19 protein-coding genes are annotated in these 17,300 nt (G+C 42.9%); 13 read left to right on the forward strand and 6 right to left on the reverse strand.

Features of this window, described 5'->3' with window-relative positions; all coding sequences use genetic code 11:
• The first annotated feature begins 48 nt into the window (after positions 1 to 48).
• On the forward strand, positions 49 to 465 hold the full coding sequence (locus AS030_RS10565; protein WP_061971747.1) for a MarR family winged helix-turn-helix transcriptional regulator: 417 nt from the start codon (positions 49 to 51) through the stop codon (positions 463 to 465).
• Positions 449 to 799 carry a DUF3147 family protein gene (locus AS030_RS10570; protein WP_061971749.1) on the forward strand — a complete coding sequence of 117 codons (351 nt, stop codon included), beginning with the start codon at positions 449 to 451 and terminating at the stop codon, positions 797 to 799. Before AS030_RS10565 ends, AS030_RS10570 begins: the two co-directional genes overlap by 17 nt.
• Position 800: 1 nt before the next feature.
• On the opposite strand, the gene AS030_RS10575 is transcribed toward AS030_RS10570, so the two are convergent.
• Positions 801 to 1,403 (reverse strand): flavin reductase family protein, encoded by a 603-nt coding sequence (locus tag AS030_RS10575; protein WP_061971751.1) that lies wholly within the window; start codon positions 1,401 to 1,403, stop codon positions 801 to 803.
• A 93-nt stretch (positions 1,404 to 1,496) separates the two neighbouring features.
• On the opposite strand from AS030_RS10575, the gene AS030_RS10580 reads away from it, so the two are divergent.
• The 4 genes from AS030_RS10580 to AS030_RS10595 all read left to right on the forward strand — a co-directional run bounded on the left by AS030_RS10580 (position 1,497) and on the right by AS030_RS10595 (position 4,877).
• On the forward strand, positions 1,497 to 2,195 hold the full coding sequence (locus AS030_RS10580; protein ID WP_276203854.1) for an ArsR/SmtB family transcription factor: 699 nt from the start codon (positions 1,497 to 1,499) through the stop codon (positions 2,193 to 2,195).
• Between the two features lies 1 nt (position 2,196).
• On the forward strand, positions 2,197 to 2,580 hold the full coding sequence (locus tag AS030_RS10585; protein WP_061971753.1) for an MmcQ/YjbR family DNA-binding protein: 384 nt from the start codon (positions 2,197 to 2,199) through the stop codon (positions 2,578 to 2,580).
• 22 nt (positions 2,581 to 2,602) lie between these two features.
• Positions 2,603 to 3,973 (forward strand): dipeptidase, encoded by a 1,371-nt coding sequence (locus tag AS030_RS10590; protein WP_061971755.1) that lies wholly within the window; start codon positions 2,603 to 2,605, stop codon positions 3,971 to 3,973.
• 550 nt (positions 3,974 to 4,523) lie between these two features.
• The gene (locus AS030_RS10595; RefSeq protein ID WP_061971757.1) at positions 4,524 to 4,877 is read left to right on the forward strand and encodes an avidin-fold protein; all 354 of its coding nucleotides are present in this window, start codon (positions 4,524 to 4,526) and stop codon (positions 4,875 to 4,877) included.
• A 542-nt stretch (positions 4,878 to 5,419) separates the two neighbouring features.
• Here the strand turns inward: AS030_RS10595 and AS030_RS10600 are convergent.
• Positions 5,420 to 5,620: a hypothetical protein gene (locus AS030_RS10600; protein WP_061971759.1), complete on the reverse strand. Its 201-nt coding sequence runs from the start codon at positions 5,618 to 5,620 to the stop codon at positions 5,420 to 5,422.
• Positions 5,621 to 5,895: 275 nt separating this feature from the next.
• Between AS030_RS10600 and AS030_RS23580 the strand changes: the two genes are divergently transcribed.
• The 3 genes from AS030_RS23580 (at position 5,896) to AS030_RS10610 (ending at position 7,557) form a co-directional block, all read left to right on the forward strand.
• A complete protein-coding gene (locus AS030_RS23580) occupies positions 5,896 to 6,054 on the forward strand; it encodes a hypothetical protein (protein WP_156412567.1) in 159 nt (52 codons plus the stop codon).
• Entirely contained in the window at positions 6,045 to 6,224 is a 180-nt protein-coding gene (locus AS030_RS10605) for a peptidoglycan-binding domain-containing protein (protein ID WP_061971761.1), read from the forward strand. Before AS030_RS23580 ends, AS030_RS10605 begins: the two co-directional genes overlap by 10 nt.
• 130 nt (positions 6,225 to 6,354) lie before the next feature.
• Positions 6,355 to 7,557 (forward strand): FtsW/RodA/SpoVE family cell cycle protein, encoded by a 1,203-nt coding sequence (locus AS030_RS10610; protein WP_074440542.1) that lies wholly within the window; start codon positions 6,355 to 6,357, stop codon positions 7,555 to 7,557.
• Positions 7,558 to 7,599: 42 nt separating this feature from the next.
• Here the strand turns inward: AS030_RS10610 and AS030_RS10615 are convergent, their stop codons facing one another.
• Positions 7,600 to 8,124 carry a DUF2179 domain-containing protein gene (locus tag AS030_RS10615; protein ID WP_061971763.1) on the reverse strand — a complete coding sequence of 175 codons (525 nt, stop codon included), beginning with the start codon at positions 8,122 to 8,124 and terminating at the stop codon, positions 7,600 to 7,602.
• 248 nt (positions 8,125 to 8,372) lie between these two features.
• On the opposite strand from AS030_RS10615, the gene AS030_RS10620 reads away from it, so the two are divergent.
• The 3 genes from AS030_RS10620 (at position 8,373) to AS030_RS24280 (ending at position 10,086) form a co-directional block, all read left to right on the forward strand.
• On the forward strand, positions 8,373 to 8,861 hold the full coding sequence (locus AS030_RS10620) for a VanZ family protein (RefSeq protein ID WP_061971765.1): 489 nt from the start codon (positions 8,373 to 8,375) through the stop codon (positions 8,859 to 8,861).
• Between the two features lie 66 nt (positions 8,862 to 8,927).
• Entirely contained in the window at positions 8,928 to 9,725 is a 798-nt protein-coding gene (locus AS030_RS10625) for an SGNH/GDSL hydrolase family protein (protein ID WP_061971767.1), read from the forward strand.
• Positions 9,726 to 9,954: 229 nt separating this feature from the next.
• Entirely contained in the window at positions 9,955 to 10,086 is a 132-nt protein-coding gene (locus AS030_RS24280) for a DUF3789 domain-containing protein (RefSeq protein ID WP_240482315.1), read from the forward strand.
• Between the two features lie 28 nt (positions 10,087 to 10,114).
• Here AS030_RS24280 and AS030_RS10630 read toward each other — a convergent pair whose 3' ends face one another.
• Together AS030_RS10630 and AS030_RS10635 are read right to left on the reverse strand one after the other, a co-directional pair.
• Positions 10,115 to 10,546, reverse strand: coding sequence for a hypothetical protein (locus AS030_RS10630; protein WP_061971769.1), 432 nt, complete (start codon positions 10,544 to 10,546; stop codon positions 10,115 to 10,117).
• Positions 10,547 to 10,612: 66 nt separating this feature from the next.
• Positions 10,613 to 11,326, reverse strand: coding sequence for a L,D-transpeptidase family protein (locus AS030_RS10635; protein WP_240482316.1), 714 nt, complete (start codon positions 11,324 to 11,326; stop codon positions 10,613 to 10,615).
• 281 nt (positions 11,327 to 11,607) lie between these two features.
• Here AS030_RS10635 and AS030_RS10640 point away from each other — a divergent pair, with 281 nt between their 5' ends.
• Positions 11,608 to 13,227 (forward strand): M14 family metallopeptidase, encoded by a 1,620-nt coding sequence (locus AS030_RS10640; protein WP_061971771.1) that lies wholly within the window; start codon positions 11,608 to 11,610, stop codon positions 13,225 to 13,227.
• A gap of 127 nt (positions 13,228 to 13,354) precedes the next feature.
• On the opposite strand, the gene AS030_RS10645 is transcribed toward AS030_RS10640, so the two are convergent.
• Positions 13,355 to 17,239, reverse strand: a complete 3,885-nt coding sequence (locus AS030_RS10645) for a bifunctional 2',3'-cyclic-nucleotide 2'-phosphodiesterase/3'-nucleotidase (RefSeq protein ID WP_061971773.1) — start codon at positions 17,237 to 17,239, stop codon at positions 13,355 to 13,357.
• Positions 17,240 to 17,300 lie beyond the last annotated feature (61 nt).

Here is a 17,300-nt window from a genome sequence, read left to right on the forward strand (position 1 = left end):
TTGCAAGATTTTATATCGTATTGTACGATATAAAATGAGGTGAACAAAATGAATGTTGAGTTTTTAAATAAATGCTGGACGGATTTGTATTATTTTCTCCATTACAGACACGAGGAAAAATTGACCCACCAGAACGTGCGCTGCATGCAGGCGGTTAAAAAGAAGACAAAAGCTTCCGTCGCCGATCTTGCAGAAGTGCTTGGGGTTACACACCACTCTGCCTCTGAGCATGTAAAGCGGCTGATGGAAAAAGGATATCTCCAAAAGGAACGATCACCCGAAGATAAAAGAACGGTATATGTAAAACTGACAGAAGCGGGGGAAGAAGTACTCAAACGAAACTCTGAATTAGATGAACAAAAACTGAAAAAAGTACTGGATCGCTTAAGCAAGGAGGAACAGCAGAGTGTAATGGCTGTTTTTCAGAAACTGAGAGAGGAGGCCAGGAATGTATACGATCGTTAAAATTACCGTTTCCGCTCTCGTCATTGGTGTCATTACGGCATTAGCCAAACATTCACCCCGTTTTGGAGGAATCCTTGCCGCCTTGCCGCTTGTCAGCCTGCTCAGTCTTTTTTGGCTCTACACACAGGGCGAGCGGGGTGACCACTTAAGCCAGTTTTTATATGGCGTGCTTTATGGACTGCCGAGCACTATTGTTTTAATTTTTATTGTAGCCCTTTCTTTAAAGCATTCGCTCCCGTTTTTATTATCAGTTGTACTTGGTGTCGGTGGCTGGGGATTGTGCCTGCTCCTGCAAAAATTCCTTCTATCGGGTGTTCTGTTAAACTTCCGCTAGGTTATGTTTCTGAACGATACGTTTTGCCAAGCTCTTCTGCAAGGCCATAGTAGTGCCGGAAATTATAGATTAATGGATTCCATTTGGCAGGATCGACATGGTTTTCTCCTTTTACTATGTTTGAATGGGCATGAACATGAACGGATTCCGTCTCTACGACAGCAAAGAATGGTGAATATTCCGGGATACGAATATGCATTACTTTAGCTTCAATCTGCAAGGGACATTCCGGAATTCGATCAGGTTTAACGCTGATGGATGAAAACGATGAGAAGCCAGCAACCGCAAATTTGTCTTTTTTGTAGGTAAACCCTAAGTTCTGTTTAAAGTCTGGGACTGGATCAGTTCCCGTATAAGGAGCTAGCATCTCGACTTGCTTCCAGAGCGAAGCATCAGGAATGTTTAACACACATTCAGGAGTGCGTTTCAGATTTTCAAAGGCTTTTCCGCCAAGTCCAATTCCTAAAACAATACTATTTCCAAGCGCCCATGACGATGAGATCGGGCTGATATTGGTGGTGTGGTCTTCATTTAAGGTGGTAAGGAGGATGACCGGTGTACCGTAGTAGAGGATTTTTGGTGTAATTGTTTGGATATTTTTCATAGGTTCTGCCCCTTTTCTTTATTTGTATTTATTGTAGTGCAGGAATTTTTCGATGTTCATCGAAGTATGGATGCAAAAGGAGGAGATGATCAATTGGCACAATCCAATGTGGCGGAAATCGCATCGATCGTAAGTGAATCGTCGCGTGCTGCCATGCTGACCGTCTTGATGGATGGAAGGTTTCATACAGCCAGTGAACTAGCGCATAGGGCAGGTATAAAACCACAGACCGCCAGCTTTCACCTGTCTAAAATGCAAGAGGCTGGTGTGATTGCACTAGAAAAGCAAGGGCGGCACCGTTATTACGGTATCCTTAATGAAGAGGTCGCAAAGGTGATGGAATCACTGCTTTTTATAGCGCCGCCTGTAAAAATAAAATCGTTAAAACAGTCCTCTCAGGATAAGGCAATTCGCTATGCGAGAACGTGCTATGACCACCTTGCTGGAAATGTTGGCGTTCAGCTGACAGATGCGTTGCTTAAAGCTGGATTTCTTGAAGAAGAAAAAGAGAATTTCATGGTACCGGAAGAAGGTGTTCGTTTTTTTGGTGAAATGGGTATTGAGCTCGAAAGGATAAGAAAGAAGCGCCGATCCTTCTCTTACCGGTGCCTGGATTGGAGTGAACGGCGCCATCATCTGGCTGGATCATTAGGAAATGCTCTGTTGGAACGGCTTTTGGAGCTCGGGTGGATGCAGCGGGTTCCACAGAGTCGAGCGGTGAAAATTACGGAAGCTGGGATAACAGGATTGAAGACAACATTTGGAATAGATCTTTCATTGGAGGAAAAATAAAATGTCTGTCCATAAAAAGGTTCAATCAGAATCAGGACTGAGAATGCTCGAAAACGTTCGTGAAATCTGTACTCTATTTCCAGAAACAGTGGAGCACATCGATGGCTTTGGTCATACTTCGTTCAGGGTGAGGGAAAAACCTTTTATCATTATGGGAGAGAACGAACACGGAACCTCCCTGGCGATAAAGACACTGCCTGAAACACAGGAAATCCTTTTGCAGGAGGAGCGGTTCTTCAGGCCGGCCTATATTGGTCATCATGGCTGGACCTCGATTTACAATTCGGAAGAAATAAATTGGGAAGAAATTAGAGGTCTTATCTATGAAGCTTATTGCCGAACAGCACCCAAACGGCTGATCAAAATGATACAGGAAGACCATTAATAAAGGAAAGGAAGTACATAACATGAATCAAAAAATAGAAGATTACCTGGTGAACAACAGAGATACCCATTTGAGCCAATTAAAAGATTTTTTGGCGATCCCGAGTATTTCCACCCTGCCCGAACATAAAGCTGACATTGAAAAAGCGGCAGAATGGATGGCCGAGTCCTTAAAGAGATTGGAAATGGATAACGTTAAAGTCTATGAAACGAAAGGGCACCCGGTCGTCTATGGAGATTGGATGAAAGCGGAAGGCAAGCCAACTGTGCTGATTTATGGCCATTATGATGTACAGCCGGTAGATCCTGTGGAACTCTGGAACAGCCCCCCTTTTTCTGCGGAAATTCGTGATGAAAAGATTTATGCCCGTGGAGCGAGTGACGACAAAGGACAGACCTTTATGCATTTGAAAGCACTGGAGGCTATTCTTAAAACGACAGGCACATTGCCGCTTAACTTCAAGTTCTGTATTGAAGGAGAAGAAGAAATGGGAAGCCCGAATCTTCCTGCGTTTGCAGAAGCACATAAAGATCTGTTGGAGGCTGACCTTGTGGTTGTCTCTGATACAGGAATGATTGAAAAAGGAAAACCATCGATCACTTACGGGCTAAGGGGCTTATGCGGACTTCAAATCGATGTCAGGGGACCGAAAGGCGACATCCATTCCGGACTTTATGGCGGGGGAGTACAAAATCCAATACATGCCCTTGTGCAAATTGTGGATTCCTTCCGCAGCGAGGACGGTCACATTCTTGTGAATGGCTTTTATGACGATGTTTTAGCAGCTACCGAACAGGAGAAAGAGGAATTTGCCTCACTGGCGTTTAATGAGGAGGGTGTAAAACAGGAACTTGGGGTCAATGAACTGGCTGGAGAGAAAGGATATTCCTACCTTGAGCAGACCTGGACACGGCCGACTCTTGAAGTGAATGGCATCTATGGCGGATATCAAGGCGGCGGTCTGAAAACCGTATTGCCTTCCTCTGCACATGCAAAGATCTCGTGCCGCCTGGTGCCCAATCAGGATCCTTCAAAAATAGTGGAGCTGCTCAAGCAGCATATCATTCAACACCTTCCTGCCGGTGTGGACGTGGAATTAACACCATTTGACCAGGGCTATCCTTTTTTAACACCGATTGATCATCCTTATGTCCAAGCCGCCGGAGCTGCTTATGAACAAGTGTATGATGTCAAAACAACCTATATCAGAAGTGGAGGTTCCATTCCAATTGTAGCGACTTTTACACAACTGTTTAATTTGCCGGTTGTCTTAATGGGGTTCGGCCTGCCGAGTGAAAATTTCCATGCACCAAATGAGCATTTTCATTTAGAGAACTTTGATAAGGGTCTGCGTGTGCTGTGCCATTATTGGAACGATCTAGCCAAAATGTAATAATAAATTCCGATTGCCCTTGTTGTTTAGACAGCAAGGGTTTTTTGTGCTGTTCATGTACAAGCAGGGGAGTGAAAACTGAATAGATTAGTAGCAGGAGGTGACAGTTGTGATGAAAAAGGGATGTAATTGTTCAGGGCGTAAGCCTCAAGATAATCGTAAGCCCATTAACAAAATCAAATTTGGACAACAGAAAGGAAGCTGCAATGGCTGCTCAAGATCCAACAAGCCGGTGCAGTTCTTGTAAAAGTGCCACAAAAACATGATGTCGATTATTTTCCGGGAAATATGCTGGCTTATGTCGTTTATTTCTATGGAATGGCGGATACACATAAGTACAGGCGATAAGAAAATAGAAGTAGACAATAACTGCACGATAATCTGACAAGGATTTTTCTAGAAGTGTCATAATCTAAGCATAAGAGGTTTATCAATAAAATTTACGGTTAGAAAATGTAACGGATTTCTATTTTTTTTAGCCATAATTCCGTATAGTTGCATAAAAATAAGTACTACAAGCCTGTGAATAAAAGGAGAGGCGTGTAAACCAATGGCTACCTATCACAATAAAAAGTTTGTGTCTGTGCCGGTACACAATGCGGATTCACCTATTTTTTTCACCTGCATTCAGGAAGGGTTGATTGTACGTGCCACTTATACAGGGGAGGAAATCCAATGCGGCAGGTTTGTTGGTATGGTAAACCAGCACGGAGAACTGCATTTTACGTACCATCACGTGAATACTAAAAATGAACTGCGGAGCGGTGAAGGCAGACTGTTTCCTGAACGTCTTTCAGATGGCTCCTTGAAATTATCAGGAAGCTGGCAGGGAATGAATGGCTGGACCATGGAAAGTATGCTATGTTATTCCCAAACCGCAAGAAAACTGAAAACAAGTGTTTAAGGTCCCACGGTGCTTTTGCACCGTTTTCTTTTGTTTGTCGAAACCAACTGGGAATGCATAGTATCTTTATACGAGGCATTGTACATATATCAAGGAGGGAGCAGATTGAGAAGAAGACAATTCGACTTTTGTTCATAATCGTGGTGCTTCTGTTGTTTTCCGGTTGCTCAAACGGAAAATAAGCCAAAATCAAGACCATAGATTAAAGAGTGTGGCGCAGAGGAAGAGATTAATGAGTACTGGTTTAATGGAAAAGACAGAGCGTTGAAAAACTTTTACTTTAACGGAATTTACTTAACGCTGCTTTTTCCCAATGCAAAGGGCTGCAGCCTTCAGGTAAATGAATCTCGTCTTTCTCTTTCCCGAGATAAATGGTGTCTGTTCTGTCCAGGCATTTTCCCCAGGGTGAAAAAAGTTGGGACAAGAAAGCTGTGTCACATTTCATACATACAAATAAATCGAAAATAAAAGAAATGGCGGTTCTTTATAAACAATACTTAAAGAAAACGAAGAGAAAGCCTTCTAAGGCCTTCTCTTCGTTTTTATCTGAAGATATCGTACGACACAGTACCGCTTTTAATTGTGAGTGATTTTAATTTTTGGTTGGCTTCCGGATTGGCCTTCAGTTCGGTCATAAACTTGTCATACGCTTCCTGCACAGAGGAGACAGTGTATACTGCCCGTTGACGTTTGTTCTCGGTTGCAGCCTCTACCAGAAAGAGTTCAAAGGTATCTTTGTTCAACAATCGCACCCCCATAATGTTATGGTTATAACATTCTTCAACTCTTTACAGACTCCTGCATGTTACGAAAAAGTAAAGTTTCTATTTAAAAAGGAATTAGTGGGTATTTTTTTACTGTTTTGTTATTAATAGATTTCGCTGTCCTGCTGTTAGGTAACTGGTAGGTGAAACACTATTTTAAGATAAAAAATGGGAGGTCGATGAATTGAATTTGAAGAAAACCTTTGTTTGCTTAACGGCAGCTGGAACTTTGGCGATGCAGGGAGTGGTGCCCCTTGGCGCGCATGCTGAAAGCTCGCACAAATAAGAAGTTGTTCGCCCGTTCCGCACTTACCATTGATGGCATCGTTGGCAAGAAAACATGGACCGTGCTGTGGATCTCTTTCCGTATCCGGGCCATCTCATCAAATAAGGAGATAAAGGTGTGGGTGTGAAACGAATCCAGGCCCGACTGAGCGAAGCAAACATAGATGTTTCGATTGACGGCATGTTTGGTTCAAAAACAAAAATGGCAGTGGAAAAGTTCCAAAAGAAGTTTGGTCTGCAGATGGATGGCGTTGTAGGACCTGAAACATGGAATATCCTCTTTAAATTATGCAGATAATATTTAAAGATAGTAAGGTAAAAGACAGCGCCGAACGCTGTCTTTTTTTGTTTCATACAAAAGATTTTGTCGCAAACTTTTACACCCTTGTGGTTCCAATATATAGTAGAATATAATCGGGTGATAGATTATGCTAAAAAAACTATTAAGAAATGTAGATTACAGTTTGGTTATTGCCACGATTGGACTTGGTGTATTCGGCCTAGTCATGATCTACAGCAGCAGTTATTGGATAGCTTTTCATTATGATCTTGAAGCGGACTATTTTTTTAAACGTCAGTTGATTTTTATACTCGCGGGTATGCTCGTATTTTGCTTTGCATTAATTTTTCCTTATAAAGCCTATATGAAGCTGACCAAACCGCTGATTCTGGTAACCACCTCTTTGCTGGTTCTGGTGTTCTTACTAGGAAAAGTGGTAAATAATGCTCAGTCTTGGATCAGCCTTGGCGGTTTCAACCTGCAGCCGGCTGAAGTGGCCAAATTGGCCATTATTATTTATCTGTCTTCTGCTCTTGCAAAAAAACAGTCGTATATCTCCGACTTTAACCGGGCAGTTGCGCCACCGTTGGTTGTAGTCGCTTTCATTGCTTGCCTTATTCTCATGCAGCCAGATTTTGGGTCCATGCTGATTCTGGTTTCAATCGCCGCATGCATCCTGATTTGTGCAAAATTGCGTTTTCGGCATCTGCTGTTTCTTTCCTTATCTTCCATCCTCTTAATGACGGTATTCTTTATGTTTGTTGCGAGTGATGAACAAATCTCCCGTTTTAAAGGAGCATATGCGCCTTTTGAGCATCAGAAAGAAGGATATCAGCTGATCAATTCGTATGTCGCCATTTCTGCGGGTGGGATGGATGGCGTTGGCCTTGGCAATGGGATAACGAAATATGGGTATTTGCCAGAGGGGCAAACGGATTTTATTATCGCAAATGTCTCCGAAGAGTTTGGGTTTGCAGGTGTACTGGTTGCCCTCACCGGTTTATTTTATCTTGTGATCAGAGGGTTTATTATTGGCTTAAGAAGCAAGGATACGTTCGGCCGCCTTCTTGCCTTTGGGATTTCAAGCATGATTGGTGTACAATCCTTCATAAATTTAGGAGCGGCTACAGGACTTTTGCCGGTAACCGGTGTTCCGCTGCCTTTCTTGAGTTATGGAGGATCTTCGCTTCTTGTTTTGATGTTTTCGATGGGCGTTCTGACCAATGTATCTGGTTTTGTGAACATGAAAAGTAAGTCAGCAGACGAACAGCCTGTTCCTGATGCCAAGCCGGTCAACTATTCCTCTGCAAGCACAGTTGTTTCCTTTCAAAAAAAGAAACCGGCTCACTAAAAAGAGACACCACCTGTCCCATTGGCAGGCTGTGTCTCTTTTTTATCTTTGCTTCTTTTTCATGCTTTTTGTTAAATATCCGCCTTTAAAGCTTCGAATCTCAAAGGAGACAAGAAAGGCTTTTGGCGCCAGTTCATTAACAATTTGCAGAAGTTCCTTCTCCCTGCTGCGCTTCGAAAGTACGTCAATCCGGAACCGGGCATTGTCTTCTCGCCCTTCGCCTTGATACACCGTTACACCAAACCCTTCTGCACGAAGCCGGTTTACCAGTTTCTCAGAACGATCCAGCAAATTTATTTGATGGGTTACATAACCGATGGCTAATTTATTTTCCAGCACACCGCCAAGCATAAGGCCAGCTCCAAAGCCGATCGCATAAGCGATAATGTTCCAAATGTTCGACATATCTTGAAACACGATACCGAGTGAGAGTACATTGATCGCTGCTTCTACTACTCCAATTACACTGGCCTTTCGCGTTTCTCCTTTAACAAGAAGTATGGTCCGGAGAGTCACGATGGGGAGAAGGGATAACTGCATCAGAAAGATAATTAACGGCTGCCACATATGGGGATCCTCCTTCTATCGTTGATTTATCGTGACAGTGTAACACAGCCTCGTATATATTCCTATTCGGGAGTCTGTGTTTTTAATTTCTCGTCTATTTGCCACGCATTTGTGTTTATATTTAACCTTAATGATGAGCAGCAAAACGCTATATCAAAATGAAAGCGATTCCAACATAAAAATAATACAAAGTACCTTGCGTTAATAGTAGAATTGAAAAAGAATTCTATAGAAAGTCTGGTGTTTGGATGAAACGGTTCATATGGTATTGGCTGCCAGTCCTGCTTGTCGCTGGCGGAATCTTTTATTCGTCAGCCACTCCTTATAAACAACAGGATATGAGGCCGACCCTCTCTCAATTTTTGAATCATGAAAAGATAGCCAGTATTTTTTCTTCGGTATCTTTTCAGTATGCGGGCAGCGAAGTAAGTATAGAAGCGTTGGGAGCTGCTGGATTTGTAGAGTTTTTTATCCGCAAATGTGCTCATTTCTCTGTGTATTTCTTGCTTGGATTTCTGCTATTCAGGGTTCTCCGTTTTTATTTCTCAAAAGGAAAAACGGCATTGTTTTCCTTTGTTCTAACTGTCGCCTATGCCGCGTCTGATGAAATTCATCAGCATTTCACTTCTGGGCGTTCTCCACACGTGGAAGATGTGATGATTGATGCTGGCGGGGGAACGGTGGGCATTCTTATTGCTTTCCTGTTATACAGACGGTATTTCAGAAGTAACCCATAATAAGGGTTCATGATCAGCCGCCATCAGCCGATACTATCAGTGAGAAAAAGAAGGCGGTGGCTTGTTATGAAAAAGAAAAAAGTATTATATGTTTTGATTTTTATTATTTGCCTGGGAAGTCTCGGGTACGGAAATATCCAATACAAACTGAAGCTGGAAGATAAAGCAGAGGCTGCGAAAAAGGATCTGGAGGATCAACGCGCAGCCAGTAAGGAAAGGAAAGAGAGTAGCACAATGCCTGGTGTCAGTGCACTGACCAAGAATCTTCCGGAAAATGCTCAAGAGGTCATTGCGGAAAGATGGAAGGCTGCAGAAACCGTGAAGGTGGGAGCGATCGGCTCAGAAACCACCTCGGGGGAAGATAGCTGGGGTACACTTTTTCAGCAGAAACTGCAAGCGGCGTATGGCAAAGAACACATAGAGTTTTTATCAAAAGGGTTTAAAAATGAATGGTCCATTACGGTCATTAAAGATAAAAAGTATCAGCCGTTGCTGGACCAACGTCTGGATGTGCTGTTGATTGAGCCTTTCTTGCTCAATGACAACGGAAAAATTAACATAAGGGATACCCTGGCAAGTCTGGATATCCTGCTGGCTGATGTAAAAAGAGCAAATCCTGAAACCGTTGTTTTACTTCAGCCGCCCAATCCGATTTATAAGCCCCGCTTTTATCTTGATCAGGTGAACCAGCTAAAGCGATATGCAAATGAAAAGGGAATGGCATATATCGATCACTGGTCTGCCTGGCCGGATCAGGAATCAGAAGAGCTGAAGATGTATGTGAATACAGAGAATCATCAGCCAACAAAAAAGGGTGAGCAGTTGTGGGCTGACGATTTGGCCGACCTGTTTACAGGAAAGTAAAAAAACTCCCGGGAATGAACGGTTTACTGTTGCTGACAGTTCACTATAAGGCCGGGAGTTTTTTGCGGGATTTGCTTTTTCTTGTCGTGATTTTCAGTGAACGGTCCCATAGGCTTCGACAGCTTATTAATGGGAGATGTTCTATGATAAAAGGGTATAGCTTGGCCAATCAACCCTAAAGTTTCCTTTTGAGGACGAAAACTTTAGAAAAGATGGTATTGGAGGGTCAATGATGCTCATGTTTATCGCTGGATGCTTTGTCGGATCCATCCTGACTGTCTTTATCATGAGTCTGTTGTTTGTATCCAAACGTTCAGATGAAATGAGCGATAGACAGCACAGGAACAAAGAAGAAAAATAAAAGGGTGTACTGCACCTTTTTATTATCACTATTGGGACTGCCTTTTCTTAATCTCTTTTAGAGCCACCAATTTCAGGGCTTTCATTTCTTTGGCGGACAGCTTCGCCTCTAATGTTGCTTCCATTTCACGTCTTTCATCTTGGGAGACGCCATCCAGTGCTTTATTTTTCATCTCTTTTAACTGATCCAGACCTACCTTGTTAATCACCGTTTTCATCGCTTTCTCCTTGGTGTGAAACGGGAGGTCCTTTTCCTCTGCAAGCGAATCAAGATCTTTGCCATCTTCCACGTATTGTTCAATGGCGGGATCATCCATCAATTTGTCGATATCCTTGTTGTCCACGATTTGTGTTGAAACTTCATTCACCAGCTTGTTGGCTCCGTAGGTTACAAGAGCTTTATAGCCGAAGTATCCAATGCCGCCAATTAACAGAACAAACACAAGTACCCACTTCATCATAGAAATTGCCCCCAGGCTTTTTGTCTTATATAGATACCAGGTTTTTTATAGCTTCCTGACGGTTTATCAGTACATTTCCTTCATCTGCTTTTCAGTCCCCTGGATAAATACCGGTTTTTTTGAGGGATCCATCCATCGAAGCAGCTGTAGCACGTTTTCTTTGGAAGTAGCCGTACAGCCTGCTGTTGGTTTGTCGGAGGCTCTCCATACATGAAAGAAAATGGCGCTTCCGTCACCTTTGACGATAGGATCCATATTGTATTCAATAACGGCACCATAATGGTACAGAGGCTCCAGCTGCATTCTCTCAAATGACTTCCATCGTTTGTTAGGGTCTCCTTTGTAAACGATCCATTTGTTATAATCCTTGGACGTTACATCGTCCACCCAATAGTCGTACTGATCGGTTTTCGTGTACTTGAGGGTGATTCCTGAAGGCTTTTTGACGGTTCCAAAGCTTCGCCCAATATCATAGATACCGGCAGGAGATTTGCCATCACCTTCTTTTTTGGCAGGGCTGATTCCATTTTTGCCGATTACGGCCGGCATGGAATATTTCTTGACCCATTTTTTCTTCACATATTCATACGCTGTAATTTTGCCTGTAAATTCATCTGCTTTATCTGCTGTAACAAAAACGATTTGTTTGGCTTTCTTTTCTTTATAAACCTTATTGAGCAGTTTCTTTTGGTGAGAGGGTATGGAACTGGCATAAGCGGGTGTAAACACACTAAACAACAAGATACCTAAAACGAGAAAACTGAGAACTTTTTTCATCATTCATTCCTTTCTTAAACTGTTTTTCTTTTATTATACAATTTCTTCTATATCAGGAAAGCTCGTGCTCTGTTTTTAAGCAAAAGAACCTAGTAATCTTACAGAAAATGTGTATTTTTTACTAGGCGGAAGAGTAGAGTGAAACAGGGGGCATGCGTCATTTAATCAAACCCGTGACCTTTATTTAACAAAAAGATACGCAAATATTCTTATGTTCTGAAAGAAGGTTATACACGTATAATTAGAGAGTTAGGGAGAAATGACGAATCTTAGGGGGGAAAAGCATGAAAAAAACGATATGGTCTCTAGTACTGGCTGTTGTTGTCAGTTTGTCTGCATTCAGCTTTACACCGTCTGCATCGGCAGCCAGTTATGTTGACCCTATTCAGACGTATACATACTCGGAGATGACTACCGATATGAAGCAATTGGCAAAAGCGTATCCGGATCTGGTCCAGTATCGTGCGCTTGGCACAACCAAATATGGAAGGACGGTCTGGGCAATTAAACTCGGAAAAGGGGATGCCACCGTCTTCTATAATGCTTCTCATCATGCCAGGGAATGGATTACAACGAACATTGCGATGGAAATGGTAGATGCCTACGCGGATGCGTATAAGAAAAACACCACCTATCAGGGCTATAATGTTCGCAGTCTATTAAATGATGTGTCGATCTGGATCGTACCGATGGTGAATCCTGACGGAGTCACTCTTCAGCAGTCAGGTCTTAAAGAGTTTCCAAAATCGGCCCACAGCGGGTTGATTAAAATGAACAAGGGCAGCACCAATTTCAAAAGATGGAAAGCCAATGCGCAAGGCATTGACTTGAACCGCCAATATCCAGCAGGCTGGAATGAGATTCCACGAAGCGAAGCACCTAGTCCTTCTTATCAAATGTACAAAGGAACAAAACCGCTCGAAGCACCGGAAGTGAAGCTGCTCTATAATTTCACCTCCTATGTGGATCCTGAAGTCACCATTTCTTATCATACATCAGGGCGTATTCTGTATTGGCACTACCTGAATAAAAAGGAAAATTATAACCGCGATTATGCGATGGCGAAAACCTTTTCGTCCATGACAGGCTATCCTTTGGTAAAACCGAATGACAGCAAGAAGGGAGGGGGCTATAAGGATTGGTTCATTACCCAATATGGACGACCGGCCTTTACCCCTGAGCTGAGCTATCATGTCGGCGCAACCAATCCTCCGGTTTCGGTCATTAATGAAGAATGGAAGCGCAACCGTAAAGCCGCATTGTTTGTGGCTAATGAAGGGAAAAAGCTGTGGGAAAAGAAGTTTACAAAAACAAGCAAAGTTATAACAACTTTTGCGCCGTTTAATCTTTACGATCGCCCGGGTTCAGCTTACAAAACGAGTACAAAGCTTAAAGCACAAAAGCTGACCGTCATCGGAACGAAAGGGAACTATTTTAGAATCAATACGAAGGATTACGGCAAAAAGTGGATCCTAAAGGACAATTATGTATCAGGAACCGTGAACGATTTCCATACAAAGCCAAAGAACTTCCTGGTAAAGGAGAGTACACCGCTCTACTATTCGCCGATATCAACCAAGAAATCCACAAGCAACCTTTATCCGGGTGAAGTAAAAGCCATCAAGTCATACGGCAGCTACTACGCGGTAAAGACGAAATTTAGTTATGATTTATGGATTAAAAAGGACAGCAAAATTACTGAATTTAATCCGGCAGCGGTCAATCAGAAAATTGTTCTGAAACCGGACGCCACACCGCTGTATTTGTTGCCGCTTGATTCCAAGAAAACCGATACGAACCTTACACCTCAGACCGTAACCGCAACGAAAAAGTGGAACAACTGGTTCTATGTCGAAGGCAAGGACAAAGACAAGATGGCTGTGAAAGGCTGGATCAAACAATAATAAATAACAAAAAAAGGCTGCCGTTTGGCAGTCTTTTTCAATTCAAAAAGCATCTGAAAACATACCCCTGGCCACTAAGGAAAACACTAAAAAAAGTCCACGGGAATTGTGGACTTTCTTTTATTGCTTATGGTTTTGCTACATCAACAATGCGGTCTTCATCTTTTGGATCTACCGTTTTTAGTTTTGCGACATAGTCTCGAAGGTTTTCCCAGTCAGAAAAACCAAGATCGGTTACACGGCCATCTTCATACGCCTTTTTGAACACCTGATAGTTGTCGCCGCCTTTGGCTGTAAAAGCATTGGTTGCTACAACATAGTCCTTTGATGGATCAAGAGCAGTAAATTGACCAGGCGATTCTTCTACTTCGGCAGATATGATACGCTCTCCGGCTGGCTTTGAGCTGTCAAACTTAACTTTCATACCAGACATGTGCAGGAACGCACCACTTTCATTTGGTACTTGGTCTACACTGTGCTCAAGCGCCTGCAGGATTTCTGCTCCGGTCAGATTTATCGTAGCCAGTGTGTTGCCGAAAGGAAGAGTGGTCAGCACTTCGCCAAGGGTAATGTCACCTGCATTGATTTCAGAGCGGATTCCGCCTCCATTTTGGAGGGCAATGACGGTTTTTGAATTAAACTGCTTAGCTTTATCAAGCATTGCGTCTGTAATCAGGTTGCCAAGCGGTGTCTCGTTGCTGCGGACGCTTGGACCGCCAGTCGATGAACGGGGATTTTCCAATGCTTTAACCGCCGTTGCACCCGTTGATGTATTCTTTAGATCATCAATTTTTGAAGAATACTTTTTCAGAAGATCTGCCGCCGCAGGGTCTTCCTGCTGGTCAGCCACTTTAATTAGTTTGCCATCTTCCTTTACTACTTTTCCGTTCTCGTCGAAATCAACGTCAAGTGTACCTAGGAAGTCGCTGTATTGGTAGGCTTGAACGATAACGGTTGGATCTTTGTCTTTTCCGTTTTCGTCTGCAGATACCACTACAGGCTGATCAAGCTCGGTATGGCTGTGTCCGCCAACAATAACATCAATGCCATCGACCTGTTTGGCAAGCTCTAGGTCATTATCATACGCAGGATTATCGTCATACCCGATGTGGGTTACAGCAACGATTTTGTTAATGCCGCGGTCTTCGAATGATTTTACCGCTTTTTCTGCTTCATCTTTATAGTTTTTGAATACTACCGCTTCAGGGCTGGAGATATCCTTTGTTTCTTCAGTCGTTAATCCGAATATCCCCACTTTTTCTCCATCCACTTCTTTTACAATGCCGGTGTAGATATTTCCGTTCTTTGGAGAAGAGGAAATATCATTGGATTGCAGTCCGTCAAACAGGCTGTCTTTTGAAAAATCAACATTTGCACTGACGAACGGGAAGTTGGCCTTTTGGATAAAGTCGGATAATGCTTTGTGGCCATCCGGACTTGCGCCCAGATCAAATTCATGGTTGCCGAATGTCATCACATCATATTTTGCGAGATTCATAAAATCAAGGTCTGCTAGTCCCTTGAATTCGTTAAAGTAAAGGGTCCCGGAAAACACGTCTCCCGCATCAATCAGCAAAGAGCTTGGCTTTTGGGCACGCACATTTTTGATAGCTGTAATGCGTTTTGCCACATTATCAAGATGAGCGTGTGTATCATTTGTATGCATGAGGGATAAGGTAAAGTCTTCTGGCGCGCTGCCTTTCAGGTCATACTTGTAGATTCCGAAGCCTTTATCATCCGTTTTTCCTGTGTAGGAGATTTTGCTTTCAGGTGTTAAGTATTGTGCACCATTTGGTGAAGAAGTGAAGGTGACCTCAGCATCTCCCTGGATGGGTACGATGGACCAGTTGTTATCGGCTGTTGGAGTGATTTCCTTCTGGTCCGTGATATAGTCCATCAGGATCTGACGGTTTTCATCTGCGGAATCCACGACATATTCGGCACCTTTGATGCCCGGGAAGTTTCCGCCGCCAGAGGCACGGTAATTATTGGTGACAACGATAAAGTCCTGATCCGGATCAATCGGCTGTCCGTTGTATTCAAGGTTATTAATACGGTTGGAATCCGAAACCTTTGCGCCTTTGACATCATAGCGGGCAGGCTTTGTTACATCGATTTGATAGGTTACACCATCAATAACATCAAAGTTGTATACAGGGAAGTTGTCATTTAACAGCTTTTGTTCCCCTGATTTCATCGGATCAATGGTATTGAATTTCCCAGCGGACATCTCAAGCCATTCTTTTACATCTGATCCTTTGATCTTTATGGCTTTTAATGTGTTGTCATACAAATACAGATCTGCTGCACTGCGGATGGTCAGGTCACCTTTTTTGATTTCTGTGTATTCGTCGACGCCATTACGTCCTGCTTTAAATGGAGCGCCAACAGATAGAACCGGTAAATCTTTGTATTGCGGTTTGTTGGTTTTGATATAGTTTTCTACGTACCATTTTTGGGCATTGGTGACGACCTGAACGGATGGGTCATCCTTCACCAGCGCAAAGTAGCTGTAAATATCGTCGGTTGTTTTGCCGATCGGTGTATTCACATACTTAATGGTTGCATCAACGTCTTTTTTGACAGCATTCACGATTTTAGCATCTTCTGGTGCTTTGTAGCCGGTCGCTTTATCGTAGATGGCCTTTGTGGAGGATTGCGTGTTGTAAACCTTCCACTTGTTTTTTACTTTTTGAAGGTTGAGGTCAATGATCCCCAGGTTGCTTCCGCCGTAACCAGCTTGAACAGCCGGTACACCATTGATGGTTCCTTTTGCATTGTCGACACCAGGAAGAACGTTTCCTTGTGCGTCTTTAAACAATGGATCGAGCGACTTTTCGTCCGCTGCAGGGAACACTTTATGTGTATGTGAGAAGGTAATAGCGTCAATTTCCTTCACTTTGCTCAGTGAGTAGATGACATCTTCCTGGTTCTTGGTATCTCCATTGAACCCTGAGTGCGTCATGGCGATAATGATATCGGCACCCTCTCTTTTCATTTGCGGAACAAAGCGTTTTGCAGTTTCAATGATTCCCCGTGTCATTACTTTTCCTTCAAGATTGTTTTTGTCCCAATCCATGATTTGCGGTGTTACAAGACCGAGGTAACCGATTTTTAGCGTGCTTTTCTTGCCGTTCTGGTCAACTACTTTTTTCTTTACAATTTTATAGGGCGTGAATTTGTTCTTATTGTTGTAAGGGTTGTCATCTTTGTCAAGTTTAAAGACGTTGGCGTTAATGTAAGGGAAGTTGGCGCCTTTAATCGCATTCTGCAAGTAGTCCAATCCATAGTTGAATTCGTGGTTTCCGAATGTAGCCATGTCATAGCCCATCTGATTCATCGCTTTATAGACGGGGTGGATCTCGCCTTTTTTAAGAGGATCGATTTTGGCTTTATATGTTCCAAGCGGTGTTCCCTGAATCAAGTCCCCATTGTCTACGAGGACACTGTTTTTTACTTCTTTGCGTGCTTGCTTTACAAGTGTGGCTGTCTTGGAAATTCCAAGAACATCGGAAGGTGCAGCTTTATAATAATCATAGGCTACAAGATTTGTATGAATATCGGTAGTTTCCATGATACGAAGATTGGTAGGTGATGTGGAAACTGGTGTTGCGAGGTTCTTGCCAAAATTGCTGGTATCGCCGTTGTAATTCTTTACGACAGAAACCTGGACCCAGTAGGATGGATTTTTGGAATTGAAGTGTGCTGAAAACTCGGAGCTTTTCTTGATGTCGGTTTTAACCGCTCTTTGTGATACGGTTTTTTTACCCTTCATCAGCTGGAAAACAACTGCTTCTTTGCCAGGGTTCCCTTTTTGAGGAGTAACGGTGACAGAAACATTTGTGCCCTTGGAGAAATCCACATATGGAGCGGATATTTTAAATGGTTCTTTTGGCGCAGATTTCTTGGCAGGTTTTGCTGCCGCAAACGTTGGGTTAGCCAATTGAGAGGAAACTAGTCCAATGGCGAGAGATGAGGCCAGTAACTTCTTGAAAGTTCCAGTAAATGACATAGATTCACAGCCTTTCCTTATTTTGCACTGCTCAAATAATATATCACGAAAGTCCCAGAAG

This window comes from Fictibacillus enclensis (genome assembly GCF_001457035.1).
In the GTDB taxonomy this organism is placed as follows: Bacteria; Bacillota; Bacilli; order Bacillales; family Fictibacillaceae; genus Fictibacillus_C; species Fictibacillus_C enclensis.

Coding starts and splice junctions, on each gene's coding strand:
- AS030_RS10565 (WP_061971747.1), top strand. CDS start 49: ATGAATGTTGAGTTTTTAAATAAATGCTGGACGGATTTGTATTATTTT.
- AS030_RS10570 (WP_061971749.1), top strand. CDS start 449: ATGTATACGATCGTTAAAATTACCGTTTCCGCTCTCGTCATTGGTGTC.
- AS030_RS10575 (WP_061971751.1), bottom strand. CDS start 1,403: ATGAAAAATATCCAAACAATTACACCAAAAATCCTCTACTACGGTACA.
- AS030_RS10585 (WP_061971753.1), top strand. CDS start 2,197: ATGTCTGTCCATAAAAAGGTTCAATCAGAATCAGGACTGAGAATGCTC.
- AS030_RS10590 (WP_061971755.1), top strand. CDS start 2,603: ATGAATCAAAAAATAGAAGATTACCTGGTGAACAACAGAGATACCCAT.
- AS030_RS10595 (WP_061971757.1), top strand. CDS start 4,524: ATGGCTACCTATCACAATAAAAAGTTTGTGTCTGTGCCGGTACACAAT.
- AS030_RS10610 (WP_074440542.1), top strand. CDS start 6,355: ATGCTAAAAAAACTATTAAGAAATGTAGATTACAGTTTGGTTATTGCC.
- AS030_RS10615 (WP_061971763.1), bottom strand. CDS start 8,124: ATGTGGCAGCCGTTAATTATCTTTCTGATGCAGTTATCCCTTCTCCCC.
- AS030_RS10620 (WP_061971765.1), top strand. CDS start 8,373: ATGAAACGGTTCATATGGTATTGGCTGCCAGTCCTGCTTGTCGCTGGC.
- AS030_RS10625 (WP_061971767.1), top strand. CDS start 8,928: ATGAAAAAGAAAAAAGTATTATATGTTTTGATTTTTATTATTTGCCTG.
- AS030_RS24280 (WP_240482315.1), top strand. CDS start 9,955: ATGATGCTCATGTTTATCGCTGGATGCTTTGTCGGATCCATCCTGACT.
- AS030_RS10630 (WP_061971769.1), bottom strand. CDS start 10,546: ATGATGAAGTGGGTACTTGTGTTTGTTCTGTTAATTGGCGGCATTGGA.
- AS030_RS10635 (WP_240482316.1), bottom strand. CDS start 11,326: ATGATGAAAAAAGTTCTCAGTTTTCTCGTTTTAGGTATCTTGTTGTTT.
- AS030_RS10640 (WP_061971771.1), top strand. CDS start 11,608: ATGAAAAAAACGATATGGTCTCTAGTACTGGCTGTTGTTGTCAGTTTG.
- AS030_RS10645 (WP_061971773.1), bottom strand. CDS start 17,239: ATGTCATTTACTGGAACTTTCAAGAAGTTACTGGCCTCATCTCTCGCC.